Below are 21,254 nucleotides of genomic sequence, written 5' to 3' on the forward strand. Positions count from 1 at the left end.
GTTCGTGCGGGCGCGGGGGCTGGACTGACCTCTGCCGTCGGCGAGTCGCTGTTCCTGGCCGGTCATGCAACAAGTGGTGTCACAAATACTCATGGCAATCTCCTTTAAAAACAAAAAGCCCGGACGCACATATCTGACATATGTGTTCCAGGCTGCTTTGTTTTGCCTTGCGGAGTCTTTTTGGTGAAAGTCCGAGCAAAACACCCAGTAAATTGTTGCCGTCATCGACTGTCGATCAGGATGCGGCAAGAACGTTGTCTGAACGACGGCGCTGCAAGCAGGACTGCCGTCTTCAAGACAAAAAAAGCCAGCGCACCACATTCTTCATGTGATGAACCGGCAATGTCGGCCCCAGGCCGGTACACTCTATGAGGAGTGCCCACTGAAAGGCCACCAACTTCTGAAAGGCACCCTAGCTGTTTTCAGAAGGCTTGTCAATATTTTCCCAAAAAAAAATAAACCTCATGCCTGAAAAGGGGGAGCGGGGAGAAAAAAAGGGCTTTTTCAGGGAAAAAGATGGGAAAAATGACGAAAAAGTGGTAAAAATAATAAAAAATACGGGATGTTGCTGAAAGAAAAGAAGAGGAATTAAATTGTGACAAAAAGAACAGTACGGGAACGACAACTTCTGCTTTTTCGTAGAGATGCGCGAGGCGCGTGTGCGTTCAAAAGCCGGGGAAACCGGTGCTGCTGTTTCCGTGCCGCGGCTGCACACGCTGCTCACGCCTTGCCCTGTTTTGCCTGAGCGTGTGTTTGACGACTGCCTGCCGTATGCGGCGGGCAAGGTGGCGCGTCCCCGTCTTTGCTCAGAAGCGTGGCCGTTTCGAGCGGGATTCTTCCGAGCGTTGACCTGATTGAAGCTTCCTTTTTCCTTCGCACGCCGCCATTGCAGGAAAGGCTTTCCTTCGGGGTACCCCAGCGTTCCCGTGAGCGACGTCTTGTTTCTCGGAGGAAATGGCGATCCCCCGCGGGAAGAAAGAACCGTCCGCATGCGGACGGTTCTTTCGGCAGAGATGATTAAGAAAGACTGATGTTCAGGAGCTTTTCGGCGTTCTTATAGAAGAATTTTTCCTTATGCTCCTGCGAGAGGTGGAAGCGCTCGATGTCGTGAACGGCCTGCTTCAGATGATAGCAGGGCCAGGCGGAACCGTAGAGAATACGCTCGCCGTCGAGCCACTGCATGGCCTCGCCGAACATCTGATTACCGGGCGCCGTGGGGTTCAGCATGTAGATGTCGGGCAGCAGCCATACGTTCTTGTTGGTGATGGCCACCTGGAAGATCATGGGAATCCACGGATAGCAGCCGTGGGCGACGACGATTTGAAGATGAGGGAAATCGTTGGCTACATGTTGCACGGTGCAGGGATCGGAATATTCCAGCGTGCCCTGGAAGAAGCTCAGAGTCAGCACCATGGGAATGCCCGCCTTTTCGCAGCGGGCGTACAGGGGATAGAGCACGTTGGCGTCGGCCTTTCTGGGCGGCATGGCGTAGGCGGGCTCCATGGCAATGCCCTTGATGCCGCCTTCAATGCAGCGTTCCAGCTCGTCGAGCGTGGCGGAAACGCCGCGGGTGATGTCGAGGCTGCCGAAGGGAATGATTTTGTCGGGGAATTCGCGCGCCATGTCGAGCACGTCGTCATTGGGAACGGAGGCGGCGTCGTTGGGCACCTGCCGACCTATGACCACGCCCCTGGATATGCCGGCGTCTTCCATTTCCTTCCAGAACAGGTCGAGATCTTTTTTCCGAGCGGCCTCGCTCGGCATACCGTGATGCTTCTGAGGGATTTTTTCATTGCAGGCGGGATTGAAGATGCCGAGATTCTTGAATCCCTTGTACGGCGGACGAAGACGAAAATCGAAAATCATGGTGATTCCTCCATAAGGCAGAGCAACGGTTAATCAACCAGCGGCACTTGAGGAATCCCATAGTGAAGAAGCCTTGGAGCTTCAGCCGAAGGGAGTTCAATCCTGCGGGCAGAGGGGCACGGCAGGAGACAAAAGTCCGAAAAGAACAGTTCATTTAATATTGGTTGTCCGTTTTTTGTCAACCGACGAACACCTGCTGACGCCGTTCGTGCGGTGATATGCGCTTTTCACAAACAAAAACTCGCAGGCATGAGCGTGAAAGGATGCGGCATCGTTTGCCTATGCGGGTTCTGCTTTTGTTTTCCTGTTCGTGATATCGCCTTGTTTTAACGAAAATTTTGTATCAATGCCCATGCGGTGAAAGGATTTTGTCGTCATGTTGCGCGTTGCTGCCGACAGGTGGAACAACGCGATGCAGGCAGGGCGTTTCTTTCGTCCTGCAGAATTTTCAGATTCCATCCTTGCTCCATCCTTTGCGAACGTGTCTGCGGAACGTGCGGGCGCTGCGGATTCGCGCCCTTCGATGCGCAGGCGCACGACGCAAAAACGCAGGAGCGACAAAAAGAGGATGCGTCGTGTGCGGCGATGGTGCATCGTTTCGCTGCTCATGCCTGAGGCAAGGTCGAGGGGCGTTCCGACATGCTGGGGAAAAGGATCGGCCTTCCTGTTCGGCGGGGCGAGCAACAGCTGAGAGGCGCGAGCGAAAGACGCAGAGGCTCGTCAGGTCAGGGAGGCTGCCGTATGCCGACGCGTTAAACGAAAACGGGAGAGGATATTGCTATCCTCTCCCGCGTTACTCAGGCTCAGACCCGATGCGGACTAAGTCCGCGTCGAATTAGAACATGTACTGGAAGGTAAGAGCGGTGCTCCAGCCGTCCTTGTCGGTCTCGTTGTCAGCCGCCCAATCGGCATGGTCGCCCTTGCTGTAGTCGGTGATCATGTAGGCGAGTTCGAGGCAGGCGGTCAGGTTCTTGTAGATCTTGTAGGTGCTGGCCAGGTTGAATTCAACAACGTTGTCGTTGCTGGTCATGTACTTGTAGGGGTTCTCATCGGCAGCCAGATTGTTGTCGTTGGTGCCCTGGAACCAGGTGACGGTGAACTTGTGGGTCAGATCCTGCAGGAAGCTGACGTCTTCGATACCGGCCTGGAGGCCCCAGGTGCCGGAGATGTTGTGACGGGTGGTGGTGTCGAACAGGCCGAATTCACCAGCGGAGTAGCCGAAGGTGGGATGGAAACGACCGGCCCAGGCAGGAATCCAGCCCTGGCCTTCGTACTGAGCATCGCTATCGTCACCGGAGCCGTACCAGCCGCCGAAGATCGGGGTGCCGTAAGCGGTCTTGTAAGAGGCCTTGGCCTGCACATACCAGCCGCTGCGGTCCTGCCAGTTCTTGCCGTCGTTGGCAGTGTCGTAGCTGACCATGCCGTAAGCGCCGGAGACCTTCAGCACGAAGGGATCGAAGTAGCTCATCACGAAGTTGGTGCCGGCCCAGAAGGCGTTGCCGTCGGCAAGAATTTTGGTGCCGTCGGGAGTGCTCAGTTGGTTGCCGGCAACATAGTCGTTTTCATCTTCATCCCACAAGGAGGACTCGTCAAGGGAGGCGTACATCACATAAGGAGTGAAGGAGAAGCCGTCGAACTTGAAGGCGGCCGTGGCGGCGAAGAAGTCGGACTTGTTGGACTGGTCGGTGTCGTAGGTGTTGACGCTGTCGTAGCCGCCACGCAGCCAGAAGGCGGTGAGGTCGAGCCAATCGGTAGCAGGAGCGGTCACGACGATACCGTCGCGGCCCTGCCAGCCGGGATGCATGATAGCGTTCTTGCCGAAGGCGTCTTCAGGCAGACCAACGAGCTGACGGCCCATGCGGACCTTCACGACGGTCTGGGGAATCACCCAATCCACATAAGCCTGACGCATGCCGATCTTGGTGCTGTTGCCGGAAGGATCGGAGCCCCAGTCGTAGGTGCTGGTGCTGTCAACGCCGGTGCCGACCTGAACCTGGAAGTAGCCGGACAGGTTTTCATTGGCGGTAAGGGTCATGCCGAGACGCAGACGCTGACCAGCTTCGTCGAAGTTCTGGCCGGTGCCGACGCGTTCGCCGGTGATGAAGTTGAACAGATACTGGCCGTCCATCTTAAGATCAACAGCGGAAGCAGGGGCAGACGCGGCAAAAACGAGGCCGGCAGCCAGAAGAAGCGTAGTAAGCTTTTTCATTGTAGTCATTCCTTTGCAAAAATTGGTTTGTAACACCGTTATGGAAAATCCCTCTTTTTCCATGAGACGACCTTGGCACCCCAAAATGAAAGGAAACGATATTTTTCTGTTAACGAGATGTTAAAATCAAAGTTTTTCCGCAAAAAATTTTTTATTCCGCCCGCAGTTGCCGCCCGGTTTCGTCAAAAATTTTGTCAAAAATCATGGCACGGCCGTCTGGCTCTTCCACGCCGAACGCCCGCACTCAGGGCGGCGATGTCTAATCCGCCCCGGCAACTCCGGCGGCAAACCGTTCTGCTTTCCCTTACCTGACTGCCGTACCGGAAGGCTTCTGCAGGCCGAGCGCGTTTCGACAGCCTCGCCCGATTATCAAAATAATAATATTATAATTTCACTATGTTATTCAAGCTACCCTCATTTTACCCCAAGCTCTCCGCTACATCTCGCCGCACTCAGGGCATAAAAAAAGAGCCCGTCATGCCGATAATCGACATGGCAGGCTCTCTGCCGCCGCTCCGTTGCCGGAGCGGCTATGATTCAATCAGGCCTTACCCTTCCACTCTCTCGAATCTCAGGGTGCCGCCGTCTTCATTCTTGTCAACCACCACGCGCACCTTCCAGCCGTCGCGGATTTCACCGCTGATGACTGCACGGGCGAGCCTGGTTTCCAGGTTATGCTGGATCCAGCGCTTGAGCGGACGCGCGCCGTAGGCGGGGTCGTAGGCGGATTCGGCAATGAAGCTGCGGGCTTCGTCGGAAAGTTCCAGCGTGATCTTGCGCTCGTCGAGTCTCTTCTGCAGGCTCTTGATCTGCAGATCCACGATGGAGCCGATCTGATCCGCGCGCAGCGGATAGAACATCACGGTTTCATCCACACGGTTCAGAAACTCGGGACGGAAGAACTTCTTGAGTTCATTCATCACCGCGTCGCGCACGCCGGGCTTGAATTCACCCTTCTCGTCGATGCCGTCCAGCATGATCGGCGAGCCAATGTTGGACGTCATGATGATGATGGTGTTGCGGAAGTCCACGGTGCGGCCCTGGCTGTCGGTCAGACGACCGTCGTCCAGAAGCTGAAGCAGCGTGTTGAACACGTCGGGATGCGCCTTTTCCACCTCATCGAAGAGCACCACGCTGTAGGGCTTGCGGCGCACGGCCTCGGTGAGCTGACCGCCTTCCTCATAACCGACATATCCTGGCGGCGAACCGATGAGGCGGGAAACCGAGAATTTCTCCATGTATTCGCTCATGTCGAGACGAATCATGTTGTCCTCGGTATCGAACAGTGCTTCGGCAAGCGCCTTGCACAGTTCGGTCTTGCCCACGCCGGTGGGGCCGAGGAAGATGAAGGAACCGAGCGGGCGATGCGGGTCGGAAAGACCGGCGCGTGCCCTCAGCACCGCATCGGACACGGCCTGCACGGCCTCGTCCTGACCGATCACGCGTTCATGCAGACGCGCAGGCAGCTCCAGCAGCTTTTCGCGTTCCGACTGCAAAAGACGCGTCACCGGAATGCCGGTCCAGCGGGCCACGATGTCGGCCACGTCGTCCGGACCCACTTCCTCGCGGAGCAGGCGGGTTTCCTTGCCGTCGCTCTGAGCAGCTGCCTTCGCTTCGGTCTCCTTGAGCTGCTTTTCAAGCTCGGGGAGCGTAGCGTACTTCAGCTGCGAAGCCTTGGCCAGATCGTAGGAGCGTTCCGCCTCTTCAATCTGATGACGGGTCTGCTCAATCTGTTCCTTGAGCTTGCGCACGCCGTTGATGACCTTCTTTTCCTCTTCCCAGCGGGTGCGCAGCGTGGTCTGCGTGCCGCGCAGGTCGGCGAGCTCGTTTTCCAGCTTCTGCAGACGCTCGCGGGAAGCGTCGTCGGTTTCGCGGCGCAGGGCCTCACGCTCGATTTCGAGCTGCATGACCTTGCGGTTGATTTCATCGAGCTCGGAAGGCAGCGAATCAATTTCCGTGCGGATCATGGCCGCGGCTTCATCAATGATGTCGATGGCCTTGTCCGGCAGCTGACGGTCGGAAATGTAGCGCTGCGAGAGCACCACGGCTTCCACGATGGCGGAGTCGCTGATGCGCACGCCGTGATGCACTTCAAAGCGTTCCTTCAGACCGCGCAGAATGGAAATGGCGTCTTCGGTATTGGGCTCGTCCACCAGCACGGGCTGGAAACGACGTTCCAGAGCCGGATCCTTTTCAATATACTTGCGGTACTCGTCAATGGTGGTCGCGCCTATGCAGTGCAGTTCGCCGCGGGCCAGCATGGGCTTGAGCAGGTTGCTCGCGTCCATGGCGCCGTCGGTCTTGCCTGCGCCCACAATGGTGTGCAGTTCATCGATGAACAGAATGATGCGGCCTTCCGCGCGCTGCACTTCGTTGAGCACGGCCTTCAGACGTTCCTCAAATTCGCCGCGGTACTTCGCGCCCGCAATGAGTGCGCCCATATCCAGAGCGATGAGCTTCTTGTTCTTCAGGCCTTCGGGCACGTCGCCCTTCACGATACGGTGCGCAAGCCCTTCCACAATGGCGGTCTTCCCGACGCCGGCCTCACCGATAAGAACAGGGTTGTTCTTCGTGCGGCGGGACAGAATACGGATCGTGCGGCGGATTTCCTGATCGCGGCCGATGACGGGGTCGAGCTTGCCCTTGCCGGCCTCTTCCACAAGATCGCGTCCGTACTTGGAGAGCGCCTCGTAGGTTTCTTCGGGGCTGGCCGAGGTCACGCGCTGACCGCCGCGCACTTCCGCGGTGGCGCGCAGGAACTTTTCCTGATCGATGCCGTTCTTGCGGCAGATGTCGCCCATGACTCCGCCCGCTTCAATGAGCTGAGCGAAGATGTGCTCCACGCTGATATATTCATCCTTGAGGCGACGAGCGAGCTCATCGGCCTGAGCGAGCGCGCGGGCCAGACGCTGCGTGATGCGTATGGTCTGCTGCTCCACGCCGGAACCGGTCACGGAAGGACGCTTGTCCAGCGCCTGTTCCAGCTCCGCGGCGATGACTTCGGGCTTCGCGTTCATGCGCGAAAGAATGCCGGGAACGAGCCCGTCCTTCTGACGCAGCAGCGCGAGCGCGAGATGCTCGACGTCCACTTCCTGATGATTGCGCATGAGGGCAATGTTCTGAGCGTCGCCCAGCGCCTCCTGCGCCTTCATGGTAAGCTTGTTCATGTCCATAAAAAACTCCTCCCTGCGGAACGCCTGTACCGGGGCTTGCGCCTGTCGGGCAAGGCAAATGTTTCGTCGTCCCGCCCTTTCAGGGCGCAGGCGCTCCACACTTCAGACATCAGTTCCGGCCCGGCCGGAACCGTAGATTTGCTTGAAATATCCGCTCGGGAGCGCAGCTTCCCGAACGTTTTGCGCCGGCCGGAGCCTATCGGCGTTCCAGCTCTCTGAGGCGCGTTTCCAGATTCGCAATGCGGTCCAGAAGATCCACGATGATGGTGCCTGCCACGCAGGGCATCTCGAAATCTTCGCACAGCCGCGTCAGCTTTCTGGTGCGGTAAATATCGGAACGGCGGAAGAAGACGGCATGGGTAGCCTGACCGGCAGGTTCCAGCCAGCCAAGTTCCATGAGTTCCCGGACACGTTCCACCGGCGTGCCCGTCTGTTCCAGAAATTCGGACCAGGCAACCAGCGCAGAGGCTGCGGGAGAGCACGCGGTTACAGTTTTAATCGCCATATCCCACCTCTTATATCATTCCGGCAGCTTACTTTTGTCCGGCAAGAGCCTTCCAGTGTTTCAGCTGTTCTTCAGTCAAATCTTCCGGCTTGGGCACGCTGATGGCGACGGTCACATATTCGTCGCCCCGGCCCGTGGCCGGACCAAGGCCGCGTCCGCGGATACGCAGACGGCGTCCGCTGGAGCTGCCGGCGGGAATATTCATTTCCACATCGCCGTCCAGCGTGGGCACGCGCTTTTTGGTTCCGAACACGGCCTCCCAGGGCTGCAACGTTACGTCGCAGGTAACATCCAGCCCGTCCACGCGGAACACGGGGTGCTTCGCGTAGCGCACGGTGAGATACAGATCGCCAGCAGGATTGCCGGGATTGCCCTTGCCGCGCAGACGGAGCTTGCCTCCGTCGCGTATGCCGGCGGGAATGGTTATCTGCAGGTTGGTCGACGTGCCGCCGCCGGTGAGCGTCACCTGCTTGGTACCGCCCCTGCGGGCTTCTTCAAGCGTGATGTCGATTTCGGCTTCCACATCGGAACCGCGCCGCGAGCGACGGCTGTAGCCGCTCTGGAACGATCCGAAGGGATCATCGCCCTCATGTCTGCCGAAGCCGCCGCGGCCCATCTGACCGAACAGCGCCTCGAAAAAGTCGCTGTTCACGCCGCTGAAGCCGCCCTGCGCGCCGTTGAAATTGAAGTTGAAGTTCTCAAAGCCGGGGCCGCCGGTAAACTGCTGTCCGTCCTTCCAGTTCGGGCCGAGCTGGTCGTACATGCGGCGCTTTTCATCGTCCTTGAGGACCTCATAGGCCTCATTGATGTCCTTGAACTTCTCTTCGGCGCTCTTGTCGCCGGGATTCAGGTCGGGATGATACTTGCGGGCGAGCTTCTTGTAAGCCTTGGAGATTTCATCCTTCGATGCCGAGCGCTCTACGCCCAGCAACTTGTAGTAATCCTTGTAAGCCACACCCATATCATTGTCTCCTGTGATGCATCATTTTTCCGCATCGACATTGAGATAAGCACGAGGTCCGGGCAGTCAAGGGGAATTGTGTCTTATTTCAGCAAGAAAGCCGAAAAAAGTGGACGCCGGGGATGATAAATCCTCCATCCGTCCAACAAAAATGTGCAGTCTTTTCACGGAAAGACACCGGGGACGAAACGCCACTTTTTTTCGCCCCTCAGACGGAAGGAAGGCAGTTTTTCAGCGCCGCGCGGTCTGCAAAAAAACGCCCGGCAGGCCGCACTCGCGCCCGGAAGTCTTCCCAGGCGAAAACCGCGGCGGGAACGCCGAACGGACGAAACCCAAAGCACCGCTTTTCTCAGGCGAAGGCTTGGGAAACGACGTGGCCGGAACACTCCGGGCCGCGGCGGCGCATGCGGCTCTCTGCGCATGGGCGCGCCCGCAAGCCGGACGGTCCCCTTCCCCGCAACGCGGCAGAAATCAGAAAAACGGACGGCGCCTCCGCTCCAAGAAGATGAAACAAGACGCCCGTCTTTCAAATAAAAAAGCGGCCCGGCCGCACGAAGATTCCGCACGGACGAGCCGCCTGACAGGCAAAGCCTTTTCCGATCGATCATGCCGCTCGGAAAAAGCCGGAAAAACATCGGCGTTCCTTCGCCCGGCTCCGTCCCGATTCCGGGAATCGAATGCGGGCGAAGGAACGCCGTCATTAATTAAGGATAAAGGAACGCCCGGCGGGAGCGTCAGACCGGAGCGCCCGCTCCGGCAAAACGCCGCCTGCGAACGGGCGGCCTGCCGCATCAGCCGCTGCTCATGACCTTTCTGACCAGCACGCGCTGATTGGGGTACAGCGGCGTGTCTGGCGTGAGAAGCGTGTCGCCGCAGGCCACGATGGCGGTCCCCTGCCGCAGTCCAAGAGTATGCAGCAGAATGCCCACGTTCTTGGCCTTCACGCGGGGCACGTCCACCTGCGTCTCTTCCGGCTGGCACGTCACATGCACCACCTTGGCGGGCCAGGGCTCGCCTTCGGCGGGACGGCGGTCGGCCAGCAGCGCGGCGCGGCCTTCGGGCGTCATGAGTTCCGGGTCGCGGTACGGGCAGCGACCGGGGCAGCGATCGTCGGCGCAGCGGCCGAAAGGTTCCGGTTTGCGATCAATCATGGACTACTTCACCGTCAGCACGACAAAGCCCTTCTTGCCGTACTTGAGCGTATATTCGCCGGCAGGCAGCGCGGTCAGGCCGTCGGTCAGCTTTTCGCCGTTCACCTTGAGAGAGCCGGCGGCAATCTTGCGCTTGGCCTCGCCGCGGGAAGGCACCAGGCCGGTGGCGGCCAGAATGGCCACGGGCGAGCAGTCGTCTTCGGCGGAATTGACGCTCCAGGTAATGGCGTCTTCAGGAATGCCGCCCTTGCCGAACACGTTGTTGAAGCCTTCACGGGCGGCGCGGGCCGCTTCCTCGCCGTGGTAGCGGGCCACGATTTCCATGGCGAGCTCTTCCTTCACCAGCTTGGGATGCAGCGTGCCGGCCTGCACGCGGGCCTTCATGTCGGCGATTTCTTCCAGCGACTTCACGGAAATGAGCTCGTACCAGTTCCACATGAGGTCGTCGGAAATGGACATGGCCTTGCCGAACTGATCGGCGGGCGCTTCCATGACGCCTATGTAGTTGCCGTAGGACTTGGACATCTTGCGTTCGCCGTCCAGGCCCACCAGCAGAGGCAGAGTAAGCGCGCACTGGGCTTCCAGGCCGTAGTGGCCCTGAAGGGTGCGGCCCATGAGAAGGTTGAAGATCTGATCGGTGCCGCCCATTTCCACGTCGGTGCGCAGCATGACGGAGTCGTAGGCCTGCAGCAGAGGATACATGAATTCATGAATGGCGATGGGCGTGTTTTCGCGGTAGCGCTTGGCAAAGTCGTCGCGCTCCATCATGCGGGCCACGGTGCAGTTGGACATGAGGCGCAGAAAATCGGCGGGAGTGAGCTTGTCGCCCCATTCGGAGTTGAAGGCCACGGTCGTCTTTTCAGGATCGAGAATCTTGAACACCTGTTCCTTGTAGGTTTCGGCGTTCTTTTTCACTTCCTCTTCCGTGAGCGGAGGACGCGTCTTGGACTTGCCGGACGGATCGCCGATGCGGCCGGTGAAATCGCCGATGAGGAAGGTGACGTTGTGGCCGAGTTCCTGGAACTGACGCATCTTGTGGATGACCACGGTATGCCCGAGGTGCAGGTCGGGCGCGGTGGGGTCGAAGCCGACCTTGATGTTCAAAGGCTTGTCACGGGCCAGTTTCTTGCGAAGATCCTCTTCGCTCACAAGGTCCACAATGCCGCGACGTATGATCTTCACCTGTTCGTCAATGGTCATCACTGTATTGCTCCTGCCGATAGCGGCGCTGAATGATAAAAATCCTTGCCCGTCGGAAGGGGCCGGAACACGGGCAAGCAGGCATTCTCGCAGGCTTGGGCGGCTCTGTCAACGCCGCATCCGCCCCGCGCGCCGACGCGCCCTCCCCTTCTCTTCCCGGAACGCACAAAAAAACGAGACGGCTCTTGACAGCATGCGGAAACGCATTAAAAATAAGCCCATATTTCTCAGGGCGGGGTGAAAGTCCCCACCGGCGGTGATCCGGCCTCGGCCGGAAGCCCGCGGGCAAATCTTCATGGGAAGATGCGCAGATCCGGTGCAAATCCGGAGCCGACGGTAACAGTCCGGACGAAAGAGAATGGATCCCAGGCCTCCGCGCGGAGGCACCCCCTCTCCTCTCTCCCAGCGCCTTATGCCGCCCTGATGCCGGATATTCTCCAAAAGGAGTTTGTCATGCGTCAGCTTTCCATCCTTGAATCCTTCGGAACTCCCCGTGAACGCGTCGAACGCGCCATCGCCTCGCTCAAGAGCGGCAACGGCGTGCTCATCGTCGATGACGAAGACCGCGAAAACGAAGGCGACCTCATCTACGCCGCCGAAACGCTCACGCCCGCGCAGATGGCCCTGCTCATCCGCGAATGCAGCGGCATCGTCTGCCTCTGCCTCACCGACGAAAAGGCCAACGCCCTTGATCTGCCTCCCATGGTGCAGAACAACACCAACAAGAACCACACGGCCTTCACCGTGACCATCGAAGCCGCAAAGGGCGTCACCACCGGCGTTTCCGCCGCCGACCGCGTCACCACTATCAAGGCCGCCATCGCTCCCGACGCCAAGCCCGAAGATCTGAACCGCCCCGGCCACGTGTTCCCCCTGCGCGCCAAGCCCAACGGCGTTCTGGAGCGCCGCGGACACACCGAAGTGACCGTGGATCTGTGCCGCATGGCCGGTCTCGCGCCTGCGGGCGTGCTGTGCGAACTCACGCTCGAAAACGGCACCATGGCCCGCCTGCCCGAAGTGGCCGACTTCGCCCGCGCCCACAACATGCCTCTCGCCACCGTTGACGACGTGGCGCAGTACCGCATGGAAATGGAAGGCAAGAACTAAGTTTCCGCCGACAAAAAGCCCCCGTCCGTGTTCGGACGGGGGCTTTTTTTGTTCGTCAAGATGCGTCATCGCTTCTGAGCACAGGTCAGCCTTCCTGACGCATGCGCCCTGCCGCGCCATCCAGCGCCGCACGCATGACCATGAAGAAACGGCCCCGGCGGGAACGAAAAGTGCGCCACGAAAACGGCAGCGCCAGAAGCATGAACGGCAGCGCAAACGGATGCGCCCGCCGCAGAAGATAAAAACGCGCGCGTATGAAATTCATGTCGTCGCGAGGCGCAAGCTCCGGATCGTCGGTCACGCTCAGAAAGGGCGTCAGGCCCGCAGTGGAACAGTCCATGCGCCGCACCAGCGCGCCCGGAGCCCAGTTCAGCGCGTATCCCGCCTTTCTGGCCCGAATCCCGTATTCCACGTCCTCGTAAAATCCGCTGAAACGCTCGTCGAAAAGTCCGATGTCCTCCGCCATGGCCCGGGTGATGAGGCAGGACGCGTCGGAAACGTAGTCCAGACGGTCCGCAATCTCCTTTCTGTCGGAAAGACCGTGCCGCTCCAGCCCCTTGTCCAGCGGAATCTGATCGCCGGTCCAGCGGCTCCAGCGTCCGCCGGCCGCGCATTCCAGCACGTCCGAATCCTTGACGAGCTGCGTGGAGCCCACCATGCCGATGGGCTGACTGAGCCCGTCCTCTTCCAGATGCCGCAACAGCGCCGCCAGCGCAAACGATTCCGGACGCGCGTCGTTGCGCAGCAGCCAGAAGGCATGGCAGTCCCTGTCGTAAAGAAGAAAGCGCATGCCCGCATTCATGGCTCCGCCTATGCTCTCCGGCTCTTCCCGGCGAAGCAGCACCAGCGGCGCGGCCGACGTGTCGGCGCCGTACGCCTCCACCGGCTCGGGCAGCCCGTCCCGGGCGGCGAGAGCGCTCCATTCCTCAAGAATGCGGTCGGCCACCTCGTTGTCGGAGCCGTTGTCGCACACCACGATGCGACGGGGCAATCCGCTCTGGGCATGCACGCAGGCAAGACATTCCAGCGTATTTTTCCAGTCATTGTACGTCAGAATGATGACGCCGACTTCCGTGTGCTCCATATTCCCACCTCTTGCGCAACGGCCGAAACACTTTTCTGCAAAATATCACTATGGCCCGAGGCCGTTGATCCGTCAAGGCTGATCGCCGTAACGCCGGCGGATGAAGTCCGCCACCTGCCGCTCCTCCGGGCTGAGCGCCTCATCCTCAAGGCTTATCAGATAATGGCGCGACGGCATGAGATGCAAACCCTCCACGGGAACGGCGCGGATGAGTCCGTTGGTGACGTACCAGCTGTAGGCCGACATCTTGTGCAGAAAACATCCCGCGGCCTTGTTCTGCGCCACCATCTGCATGATGTTTTCACGGCTGTTGACGTAGGCGTAGCGTTTGATGCCCACGACGTCGTATATCTTCTTCTGAAAAAGCTGATTGCGTTTCAGCATCTGATTGGAATAGGTGGCCAGGGTCAGCGAGGCGCAGTCCTCCACCGTGAGACTCTCCTTTCCCGCCAGCGGATGGCTGCTGGAAAGGAACATGTAGTATTCATCCTCCATGAGGCTCTCGCTGCGAAAACCTATGTCCCTGTACTGCGCCACCAGCTTTTCGGCCTCGCCTTCCGAAAAGGCCGTCACCCCCACATGCGCCTTGCCCTGCTTGAGAAAGGAGTACAAATCGTACACCGTGGCTTCGTGAAGCACGATGTCCACCAGCGGAAATTCCGGCTTCATCTGGGAGAAGACATGCTCCGTCAGATAGTTGCAGGCCGAGGGAATGGCCACCACGGGAACAAGCACCGGCTCGCTGCTGCCGGCGTTGAGCCTTTTCCAGGAAGCCATCTTCGCCGAAAGTTCGGCAAGCAGACTCTTGCAGTCTTCGTAAATGCGCACTCCCCACGCCGTGGGAACGCAGCCCCGGTGACTGCGCACCAGAAGCTGCACGCCGAGTTCCTCTTCCAGCGCCCGGAGGGCATTGGTGAGCGCAGGCTGCGTGATGTTGAGCTTCTGCGACGCCTTGTTGAACGAGTGCGATTCTACTACCTGAACAAAATATTGAAGCTGCTCGAGACGCATGAGACTCCGACGAAATGTGCTATAAAAAAATTTATAACCAGCTTATAAAAAAAAGAAATTATACACAATAGTCCGCATTCTGTATGACGGTATGGTGAAAGGAGCCGCAAGCTCCCGTCAGACAACTTTCAGGAGAAACGCCATGACACAGCCTTCCGCCGTTGACAGCAGGCATATCCTGCATATCGTCATTTTCTTTCTTCTCACCTTCGGCATCGGATTTCTGCCGCCCGTCGGCATTACCCCCATGGGCATGAACATTCTCGGCGTCTTCCTCGGCATGCTCTACGGATGGACCTTCATAGGCTTCGCCTGGCCCAGCATGATCTGTCTCGTGGCGCTCGGCTTCACCGGGTACGCCGAGCCCGGCAAGATCATCGGCAGCGCCTTCAGCAGCCCCGCCGTGCTGTTCACCATGTTCGTGCTGGCCTTCACCGCCTACTGCGACAAGAGCGGCATCAACAACGTCATGGCCAAGTGGTGCCTGAGCCGCCGCGTGTTCGCCGGTCATCCGTGGATCTTCACGGCCAGCGTGCTCACGGGCACGCTCATCATCGGCTTTCTCGTGGACGGCGTTCCCGCGGCCTTCCTCATCGCGGGCATTCTCTATTCCATGTTCCACGACATCGACATGAAGCAGGGCGACGACTATCCCGCCTACCTGCTCGCAGGCGTGTACATGGCCGGCGTGCTCTCCTTTGCCTGCAAGCCCTGGGCCGGACAGAACCTCATGGGCATCAGCGCCCTTTCCGACGTGTCCGGCGGCGCTGCCGTCATCAACAACATCACCCTCATCGCCATCGCCATGCCGGTGTGCATCGCCACGCTGCTGCTCTACACGCTCATCGTGCGCTTCATTTTCCGCCCGGACATCGCCCGTCTTTCCCATCTCACGCCGGAATACCTCGACCGCATCAGCTCGCAGATACACATAGACAACAAGCAGCGCGTCGCCGCCACCGCCCTTGTCGTGTTCCTCCTCGTCATGTTCCTGCCCAACATTCTGCCCGCCGGTTCCGCCGCGGCAAATTTCTTCGGCAAGTTCAACATGGTGGTGGCCATGGTGGTCATTCTCGGCGTGCTCTCCTTCCTGCGCGTGGACGGCGAACCCGTGTTCGACTTTCACGACTGCGCTTCCGGCATCAACTGGAACGTCATCTGGATGCTGGCCGCCTCCATGCCCGTTTCCGCGGCACTGAGCAGCGACGGCGCAGGTCTGAGCAGAGTGCTCACCGACATTCTCAGCAGCTTCGTGGGCGACGGCAACATTCTCATATTCCTTGCCGGCTTCATGATCTTCATCAACATCATGACGCAGTTCACGCACAACGTCACCATCGTGCTCATCGCGGTTCCCCTCATCTGGAACCTCGGCCAGAGCACGGGCATCAATCCTTCAGGCTTCACCGTTCTCATGCTGCTGGCGGCGGGCGCGGCCTACGCCACCCCGGCCGCTTCCACGGTGGGCGCCCTTTCCTTCGCCAACGGCGCATGGGTAGGCATGCGCAGAGCCTTCAAGGCAGGCATCTTCGGCTGCGTGGCGGCCATCATCTGCATACTCTGCCTCGGCCTGCCGCTCGTCATGGTCACCGTCGGACTCTAACAACATCCTTTCACCCAAGGAGCACCATCATGGTTATAGATTTTCGCGTCCGTGCGCCTTTTGTCGCCTACAAGGACAACTTCTTCACCCAGGAATCTCTTGATCGCCTGAACAACGAAAGCATGCTCCGCGTGGACTCTCCGGTTTCCCCTTCCGCCCGGCAGTATTCCATGCCCCTGCTGCTGCAGGAAGCCGACGAAGCCGGCATCGACAAGCTGGTCGTGCCGGTGCGCAAGGCCACGAACGGACGCAACGAGGATCTTGAGGAACTCATTGCTCAGTATCCCGACAGACTTGTCGGACTCGCGGGCCTCGACGCCCACGACGTCAACGCCGCCATTGCGGAAGCCGAACGCTTCGTGGTCAACGGCCGCTGCACCGGCATCGTCATGGAGCCCGGCCAGGACAAAACTCCCTGGCTCGTCAATTCCGCCTGGGTCTTCCCCCTGTACGACTACTGCCAGGAACACGGCATTCCGCTGGTGTTCACCTTCGGCGGCATCATGACGCGCTCGCTGCGCTACTACAACCCCGAGCTCATCGACGACGTGGCCGCGGCCTTCCCCCGCCTGAACATCGCCCTCATGCACGGCGGATGGCCGTATGTTTCCGAAGTCTGCCAGATCGCCCTGAACCGCCGCAACGTGTATCTCGCTCCCGACTTCTACATGCTCCGCTCCCCCGGCATGGCGGACTACGCCATGGCCGCCAACTATCTGCTGCGCGAGCGCGTCATCTTCTCCTCGGCCTACCCCATCATGCCCCTCAAGGGCGCCAAGGAAGGGTATCTTGCGCAGCTGCGCGACGAAGTGAAGCCGCTCGTCATGGGCGAAAACGCGGCGCGCTTCCTGGGCCTGTAATCCATCGTTCGCCGAAGGGCGCGGCTTTGCCCCTGAAACCTGCGCCCTCCGGCGGCATGCGTCGCGCCTTTCTGCGGCCATGCGCCCGGCATCGCCGCGCCTTCCGGGGCACACGTCCTACCTGCCTCTCCGGAACAGGCGTCGTTGCCGCATGCGCCCGCGCTGAAAAACGCCGGGCATGTCTCTCCTAGGCTTCGACAGGCCGGGCGATCTTCGCACAGTCATGACGCACAAAACCGTCGGTCCAAACGGCCGACGGTTTTCCTTTTAAAGAAAAACGCCCGATGTCGCAGAGATCATCGGGCGTCGAGCTTCAAAAAGCTTTGAAACTACAGCAGGTGCGCGCGCAGATCAGCGCCGTCGCGGGGAGAAAGCAGCGCGGGCGCAATGTCGAACACGGTTCTCGCACCGGTTTCCCCCTTCTGGGAAAGGCGATACGCGGCGCGGGCGTAGGCGGCAAGCACGCTGGAAGTGAATTCGGGGTTGGAGCCGAGCTTCAGGGAGTATTCGATGACGTGCTTGGTTTCGCCGTGCTGACCGGTGCAGCCGGTGCGGATCACGAAGCCGCCGTGCGGAATGCCCTTGTGATCGCGGTCAAGCTCTTCCTGGCTGATGAAGGTCACCGTGGTGTCGTACTCGTCGAAGTAGTTGGGCATGGTCTTGATTTCATGCTCAATGGCGGCCTTGTCCGCGCCTTCGGCGGCCACGACGTAGCATTCGCGGGTGTGCTTCTGGCGGGTGGTCAGCTCAGGATTGCTGCCGCTGCGCACGGCTTCCATGGCTTCAGGAACCGGCACGGTGTACTGACGGGCGTCGAGCACGCCCTTGATGCGGCGGATGGCGTCGGAATGGCCCTGGCTCACGCCGCGGCCCCAGAAGGTGTAGTCATGACCGTCGGGCAGGATGCAGTTGGCGTACAGGCGGTTCAGGGAGAACATGCCGGGGTCCCAGCCCACGGAGATGATGCCTATGGTGCCGGCCTTGCGGGCGGCTTCGTCCACGGCGGCGAAATGGTCGGGAATATGAGCGTGCGTGTCGAAGCTGTCCACCACGTTGAACATGGCCGCAAGCTCGGGGGTCTGCTTGGGCAGATCGGTTGCGCTGCCGCCGCAGAGAATCATGACGTCTATGCGTCCCTTCCAATCCGCCACGTCGGCGAGACGGCACACCGGAACGCCTTCGGTGAGAATCTTGACGGTGGAAGGATCGCGGCGGGAAAACACCGCCACCAGTTCCTGATCGGGATTGGCGGAAACGGCCAGTTCAACGCCGCGGCCGAGATTGCCGTAGCCCACGATGCCGATTCTGATTTTGGACATAAAAAAAGACTCCATGATGAAGATGGTGTTGATTTTTTTTGAACGATAAAAAATTGTCCCGGAAAGTCAAGAAAAAATAACATTTTTGAAAAAGCCTGTGCCAATATGATATTTTTTTGTGTCTTTCGTTACATATTTGTAAATTATTCTCTGAAACACCGCACCGGACAGAATCCCGTCTTCTCCTTGATGATGCAGAAAAAAATATGATATTTCCGAATGTTCCGAAAATATTTGAAGTTGCGGAACACTCTTTTGCAACGAAAATCCGAAACAACGTCGAATCATGAAGGCGGTCTGCCTGCAAACGTTCCGCACCAGAACGACGGCGGATGGCGGAACAATTCCGAGCCGCATGGGCTTGTTCCGCGCCGGAGGGCACGGCCTCTGCTGGAAGTTCTTTTCGGCTTGTGGCACAATTTGGTCATGCAAATCCTCTCAAGGAGCGTGCCATGTTCTACTCGGTGCGATATTTCTCCCCCGTCGGACCGCTCACCGTCGTCAGCGACGAGGATCACGTCGTCGGTCTCTGGATCGACGGTCAGAAATACTTTCAAAGCACGCTGACCGTCCCGCCGGTATCCGCCGCGGACCGCCCCGTGCTCATGCAGGCCGTATCGTGGCTCGACCGATATTTTTCCGGGCAAAGGCCCTCGCCCGACGAACTGCCCCTCGCCCCGGCGGGAAGCGAATTCCGCCGCTTCATCTGGCAGGCGCTGTGCCGCATTCCCTGGGGCAGCGTAGTCACCTACGGAGAGCTCGCCGAACAGGCCGCCCGCGCCTTTCACAGGAAAACCATGTCCGCCCAGGCCGTGGGCGGCGCGGTGGGACACAACCCCATTTCCATCATCATTCCCTGCCATCGCGTCGTCGGCAGCAACGGAAGCCTCACCGGATACGCCGGAGGCATCGACAAAAAAATCAGCCTGCTGAAGCTCGAAGGCGTGAACACGGATCTCTTTCATGCCCCTGCGCCGGGCGCTTCCCGTCGTCTCAAAACGTCCGCCGCCCAAACGGAGCGCCGCGGCGCGGCAAACCGCGTTTCCGGCCGCAACGCCTGAGTTCGGGAACACGGCGCGCCGTCGCTTCCATGGCAAAAGGCGTGTTTTTCCAACGGCACGCCCCCTTGCGCTTCTTCCTGCGCTTTGCCCGCAGCTTTCCGCCCGCAAAAGCAACGTCCATCAACGCGCATAAGAAAAGGCCGCCCCGATGTTTTGCATCGGCACGGCCTTTTCTCCTTTCAACGAGTGAAAGAACGGGCAACGTCAGAGTTCATACCAGTCACGAATCAATTCCCGGCAGATGTTCTCCATGAACTCTATCTGAGAAACCGGACAGGCCTCGTCCACCTGATGGGCCATGGAACTTTCGCCGGGGCCGAAAACAACTACCGGAACCTGCGGCAGTCTGGTCCGAAGCGCGGCGGCATCGGTAAAGAACTGCACCGTGGCCACCTCGGCCGGCTTGCCGGAAAGCTTTTCGTACAGGGCGTACACGCGCTTCATCCACGGATGTTCCGGGTCCGTCCACACCGGCGGAATGTCCAGGGTCGTTTCCATGGCGATGTCCTTTCCGCAGATGTCCAGAATCTCTTCCCGCATCTTTTCATGATCCATGCCGGGCACCGAACGGATGTCCATGGTCAGCACGGCCGAGTCGGGCACGGAATTGCTGTTCAAACCGGAATGCAGCGTGGAGAGCACCGACGTGCCCCTGCCCATGAACGGATGCGTTCCCTCAGCGACGAAATCCAGAAGACGATTGGCGGCCGGAAGCATTTTTGCAAGCGCGCTGTCGCCTTTCTCAGGCATGGACGCATGCGACGTGCGGCCCGACGAGGACAGGCGAAGCCACAGGGCTCCCTTGTGTCCGGCAAGAGGTCGCGCTCCCGTGGGCTCTCCCACGACGACGGCCGCAATGTTCCGAAACTCCTGCTCCGGCATGTGGAACGAGCCCTTGCAGCCCCGCTCCTCTCCTCCGTAGAGATGCAGCACAAGATCCCTATCATGAATGCGGGGAGCCATGGCCAGCGCCGCGGCCAGCATGACGGCGGCGCCGCTCTTCATATCGCAGGAACCGCGGCCGTACAGGCAGCCGTCGATGATCTCCCCGGAAAAGGGATCATGCTTCCACGGCTTTGTTCCGAGAGGCACCGTGTCCACATGACCGGCCAGGCACAGCGCCCCGCCCTCGCATTCGGGATGAAGGTGCGCGGAAAGACTGCATTTTCCGGGATCGGTGTCGTCGTACCTGTCGAGAACGACGGTGAATCCCGCCTGCTTCAGCCATGCCGCAATCTGCTCAAGCAGCGCATACTCGTTGCTTCCGCTCGTTATGGTGTCGCAGCCAACCATCCACCGGGCCAGGCCCGTTCCGCTGAAATCATTCATGCCGCTCATCCGAAATACGCCTTCTTTACTTCTTCACTCTTTTTCAGCTCTTCCGCCGTTCCTTCGGCCACCACGCGTCCCTGCGCCAGAACGTAGCCGTAATGGGCTATGGCCAGGGTCTGCCGCACGTTCTGCTCGACCAGGAACACGGCAATGCCGTCTTCGCAAATCTTCCGTATGACGCGGAAGTTGTCGTTGACCAGCGCGGGGGACAGCCCCAGGGAAGGTTCGTCGATGATAAGGAGCTTGGGTTCGTTCATGAGTCCGCGGCCGATGGACACCATGGCCTGTTCGCCGCCGGACATGGTGCCCGCAAACTGCTCGCGCCGCTCAAGAAGGCGCGGAAAAATGCGGTACACCCGTTCGAGACGCTGACGGATCTTGTCCCCGTCCTTTTCCATGTAGGCGCCCATGAGAAGGTTTTCTTCCACGGTCATCTTGGAAAAGATGCGTCTGCCTTCGGGAATGCAGCTGATGCCGCGCGCCGCAATCTTGTGCGGCGGCAGGCCGGAAATCTCCATGCCGTTGAACAGCACGCTGCCCTTTCTGGGCGGCGTAAGGCCGAGTATGGCCCGCAGAAGCGTGGTCTTGCCCGCGCCGTTGGCTCCCAGAAGTCCGGTAATGCGGCCCGCGCAGACTTCCATGTTCACGCCGCAGATGACGTCGGCCTTGCCGTAGGCCACAAACAGATTTTCTACTCTGAGAGGGGAAAACGCGACATCCATCTATACCACCTCCGTTCCCAGATAGGCCTGCTGCACCACAGGGTTGGACGTTACCTCATCATAGCTTCCCTCGCAGAGCTTGCTGCCGAA

Annotated in this window: 19 protein-coding genes and 1 riboswitch; of the genes, 4 read left to right on the top strand and 15 right to left on the bottom strand. The window is 59.5% G+C overall.

The features are described 5' to 3' along the window. Window positions 1-412: 412 nt before the first annotated feature. The 9 genes from ACZM96_RS04660 to tyrS form a co-directional block, all read right to left on the bottom strand. Entirely contained in the window at window positions 413-991 is a 579-nt protein-coding gene (locus tag ACZM96_RS04660; RefSeq protein ID WP_489487687.1) for a hypothetical protein, read from the bottom strand. A gap of 26 nt (window positions 992-1,017) precedes the next feature. After that, on the bottom strand, window positions 1,018-1,866 hold the full coding sequence (locus tag ACZM96_RS04665) for an amidohydrolase family protein (protein ID WP_489487688.1): 849 nt from the start codon (window positions 1,864-1,866) through the stop codon (window positions 1,018-1,020). Between the two features lie 279 nt (window positions 1,867-2,145). Further along, complete coding sequence (locus tag ACZM96_RS04670) at window positions 2,146-2,475, bottom strand: hypothetical protein (RefSeq protein WP_489487689.1); 330 nt, start codon at window positions 2,473-2,475, stop codon at window positions 2,146-2,148. Between the two features lie 226 nt (window positions 2,476-2,701). Next, window positions 2,702-4,075 carry an outer membrane homotrimeric porin gene (locus ACZM96_RS04675; RefSeq protein WP_489487690.1) on the bottom strand — a complete coding sequence of 458 codons (1,374 nt, stop codon included), beginning with the start codon at window positions 4,073-4,075 and terminating at the stop codon, window positions 2,702-2,704. A 548-nt stretch (window positions 4,076-4,623) separates the two neighbouring features. Then, a complete protein-coding gene (clpB, locus tag ACZM96_RS04680; protein ID WP_489487692.1) occupies window positions 4,624-7,248 on the bottom strand; it encodes an ATP-dependent chaperone ClpB in 2,625 nt (874 codons plus the stop codon). Between the two features lie 196 nt (window positions 7,249-7,444). Beyond that, the gene (locus ACZM96_RS04685) at window positions 7,445-7,753 is read right to left on the bottom strand and encodes a chaperone modulator CbpM (RefSeq protein ID WP_294485026.1); all 309 of its coding nucleotides are present in this window, start codon (window positions 7,751-7,753) and stop codon (window positions 7,445-7,447) included. 28 nt (window positions 7,754-7,781) lie between these two features. Further along, complete coding sequence (locus ACZM96_RS04690; RefSeq protein WP_489487694.1) at window positions 7,782-8,714, bottom strand: DnaJ C-terminal domain-containing protein; 933 nt, start codon at window positions 8,712-8,714, stop codon at window positions 7,782-7,784. Between the two features lie 791 nt (window positions 8,715-9,505). After that, window positions 9,506-9,865, bottom strand: a complete 360-nt coding sequence (locus ACZM96_RS04695; protein ID WP_294485021.1) for a hypothetical protein — start codon at window positions 9,863-9,865, stop codon at window positions 9,506-9,508. Between the two features lie 3 nt (window positions 9,866-9,868). Continuing rightward, window positions 9,869-11,068, bottom strand: a complete 1,200-nt coding sequence (tyrS, locus tag ACZM96_RS04700) for a tyrosine--tRNA ligase (RefSeq protein ID WP_294485020.1) — start codon at window positions 11,066-11,068, stop codon at window positions 9,869-9,871. Between the two features lie 216 nt (window positions 11,069-11,284). Beyond that, window positions 11,285-11,429, top strand: a riboswitch (FMN riboswitch). Between the two features lie 89 nt (window positions 11,430-11,518). Here tyrS and ribB point away from each other — a divergent pair. Further along, entirely contained in the window at window positions 11,519-12,172 is a 654-nt protein-coding gene (gene ribB / locus ACZM96_RS04705; RefSeq protein ID WP_489487697.1) for a 3,4-dihydroxy-2-butanone-4-phosphate synthase, read from the top strand. An 85-nt stretch (window positions 12,173-12,257) separates the two neighbouring features. Here the strand turns inward: ribB and ACZM96_RS04710 are convergent, their stop codons facing one another. Beyond that, the gene (locus ACZM96_RS04710) at window positions 12,258-13,256 is read right to left on the bottom strand and encodes a glycosyltransferase family 2 protein (RefSeq protein ID WP_489487699.1); all 999 of its coding nucleotides are present in this window, start codon (window positions 13,254-13,256) and stop codon (window positions 12,258-12,260) included. A 72-nt stretch (window positions 13,257-13,328) separates the two neighbouring features. Next, window positions 13,329-14,267 carry a LysR family transcriptional regulator gene (locus ACZM96_RS04715; RefSeq protein ID WP_489487701.1) on the bottom strand — a complete coding sequence of 313 codons (939 nt, stop codon included), beginning with the start codon at window positions 14,265-14,267 and terminating at the stop codon, window positions 13,329-13,331. A gap of 142 nt (window positions 14,268-14,409) precedes the next feature. Here ACZM96_RS04715 and ACZM96_RS04720 point away from each other — a divergent pair, with 142 nt between their 5' ends. Next, window positions 14,410-15,870 (top strand): SLC13 family permease, encoded by a 1,461-nt coding sequence (locus tag ACZM96_RS04720; protein WP_489487702.1) that lies wholly within the window; start codon window positions 14,410-14,412, stop codon window positions 15,868-15,870. Window positions 15,871-15,899: 29 nt separating this feature from the next. Next, complete coding sequence (locus ACZM96_RS04725; RefSeq protein ID WP_489487704.1) at window positions 15,900-16,730, top strand: amidohydrolase family protein; 831 nt, start codon at window positions 15,900-15,902, stop codon at window positions 16,728-16,730. 329 nt (window positions 16,731-17,059) lie between these two features. On the opposite strand, the gene ACZM96_RS04730 is transcribed toward ACZM96_RS04725, so the two are convergent. Continuing rightward, window positions 17,060-18,049 carry a diaminopimelate dehydrogenase gene (locus ACZM96_RS04730; RefSeq protein ID WP_489487706.1) on the bottom strand — a complete coding sequence of 330 codons (990 nt, stop codon included), beginning with the start codon at window positions 18,047-18,049 and terminating at the stop codon, window positions 17,060-17,062. Window positions 18,050-18,501: 452 nt separating this feature from the next. On the opposite strand from ACZM96_RS04730, the gene ACZM96_RS04735 reads away from it, so the two are divergent. Beyond that, window positions 18,502-19,110 (top strand): methylated-DNA--[protein]-cysteine S-methyltransferase, encoded by a 609-nt coding sequence (locus ACZM96_RS04735; RefSeq protein ID WP_489487707.1) that lies wholly within the window; start codon window positions 18,502-18,504, stop codon window positions 19,108-19,110. A gap of 204 nt (window positions 19,111-19,314) precedes the next feature. Here the strand turns inward: ACZM96_RS04735 and ACZM96_RS04740 are convergent, their stop codons facing one another. From ACZM96_RS04740 to ACZM96_RS04750, 3 genes are all read right to left on the bottom strand, one after another. Beyond that, window positions 19,315-20,439, bottom strand: coding sequence for a M20 family metallopeptidase (locus ACZM96_RS04740; RefSeq protein ID WP_489487708.1), 1,125 nt, complete (start codon window positions 20,437-20,439; stop codon window positions 19,315-19,317). A gap of 5 nt (window positions 20,440-20,444) precedes the next feature. Beyond that, window positions 20,445-21,164: an ABC transporter ATP-binding protein gene (locus tag ACZM96_RS04745; RefSeq protein ID WP_489487709.1), complete on the bottom strand. Its 720-nt coding sequence runs from the start codon at window positions 21,162-21,164 to the stop codon at window positions 20,445-20,447. Further along, window positions 21,165-21,254, bottom strand: a 90-nt coding sequence (locus ACZM96_RS04750) for an ABC transporter ATP-binding protein C-terminal domain-containing protein (protein WP_489487710.1), incomplete at its 5' end; no start/stop codon positions are given.

The sequence above is a fragment of the Mailhella sp. genome, from assembly GCF_057866825.1.

Bases quoted from the DNA above. Each gene is read 5' to 3' on its own strand.
- ACZM96_RS04695 (WP_294485021.1), bottom strand. From the start codon at position 9,865: ATGATTGATCGCAAACCGGAACCTTTCGGCCGCTGCGCCGACGATCGC.
- ACZM96_RS04745 (WP_489487709.1), bottom strand. From the start codon at position 21,164: ATGGATGTCGCGTTTTCCCCTCTCAGAGTAGAAAATCTGTTTGTGGCC.
- ACZM96_RS04720 (WP_489487702.1), top strand. From the start codon at position 14,410: ATGACACAGCCTTCCGCCGTTGACAGCAGGCATATCCTGCATATCGTC.
- ACZM96_RS04675 (WP_489487690.1), bottom strand. From the start codon at position 4,075: ATGAAAAAGCTTACTACGCTTCTTCTGGCTGCCGGCCTCGTTTTTGCC.
- ACZM96_RS04670 (WP_489487689.1), bottom strand. From the start codon at position 2,475: ATGAGCAGCGAAACGATGCACCATCGCCGCACACGACGCATCCTCTTT.
- clpB (WP_489487692.1), bottom strand. From the start codon at position 7,248: ATGGACATGAACAAGCTTACCATGAAGGCGCAGGAGGCGCTGGGCGAC.
- ACZM96_RS04730 (WP_489487706.1), bottom strand. From the start codon at position 18,049: ATGTCCAAAATCAGAATCGGCATCGTGGGCTACGGCAATCTCGGCCGC.
- ACZM96_RS04725 (WP_489487704.1), top strand. From the start codon at position 15,900: ATGGTTATAGATTTTCGCGTCCGTGCGCCTTTTGTCGCCTACAAGGAC.
- ACZM96_RS04660 (WP_489487687.1), bottom strand. From the start codon at position 991: ATGCGGACGGTTCTTTCTTCCCGCGGGGGATCGCCATTTCCTCCGAGA.
- ACZM96_RS04665 (WP_489487688.1), bottom strand. From the start codon at position 1,866: ATGATTTTCGATTTTCGTCTTCGTCCGCCGTACAAGGGATTCAAGAAT.
- ACZM96_RS04735 (WP_489487707.1), top strand. From the start codon at position 18,502: ATGTTCTACTCGGTGCGATATTTCTCCCCCGTCGGACCGCTCACCGTC.
- ACZM96_RS04715 (WP_489487701.1), bottom strand. From the start codon at position 14,267: ATGCGTCTCGAGCAGCTTCAATATTTTGTTCAGGTAGTAGAATCGCAC.
- ACZM96_RS04710 (WP_489487699.1), bottom strand. From the start codon at position 13,256: ATGGAGCACACGGAAGTCGGCGTCATCATTCTGACGTACAATGACTGG.
- ACZM96_RS04740 (WP_489487708.1), bottom strand. From the start codon at position 20,439: ATGAATGATTTCAGCGGAACGGGCCTGGCCCGGTGGATGGTTGGCTGC.
- ACZM96_RS04685 (WP_294485026.1), bottom strand. From the start codon at position 7,753: ATGGCGATTAAAACTGTAACCGCGTGCTCTCCCGCAGCCTCTGCGCTG.
- ACZM96_RS04690 (WP_489487694.1), bottom strand. From the start codon at position 8,714: ATGGGTGTGGCTTACAAGGATTACTACAAGTTGCTGGGCGTAGAGCGC.
- ribB (WP_489487697.1), top strand. From the start codon at position 11,519: ATGCGTCAGCTTTCCATCCTTGAATCCTTCGGAACTCCCCGTGAACGC.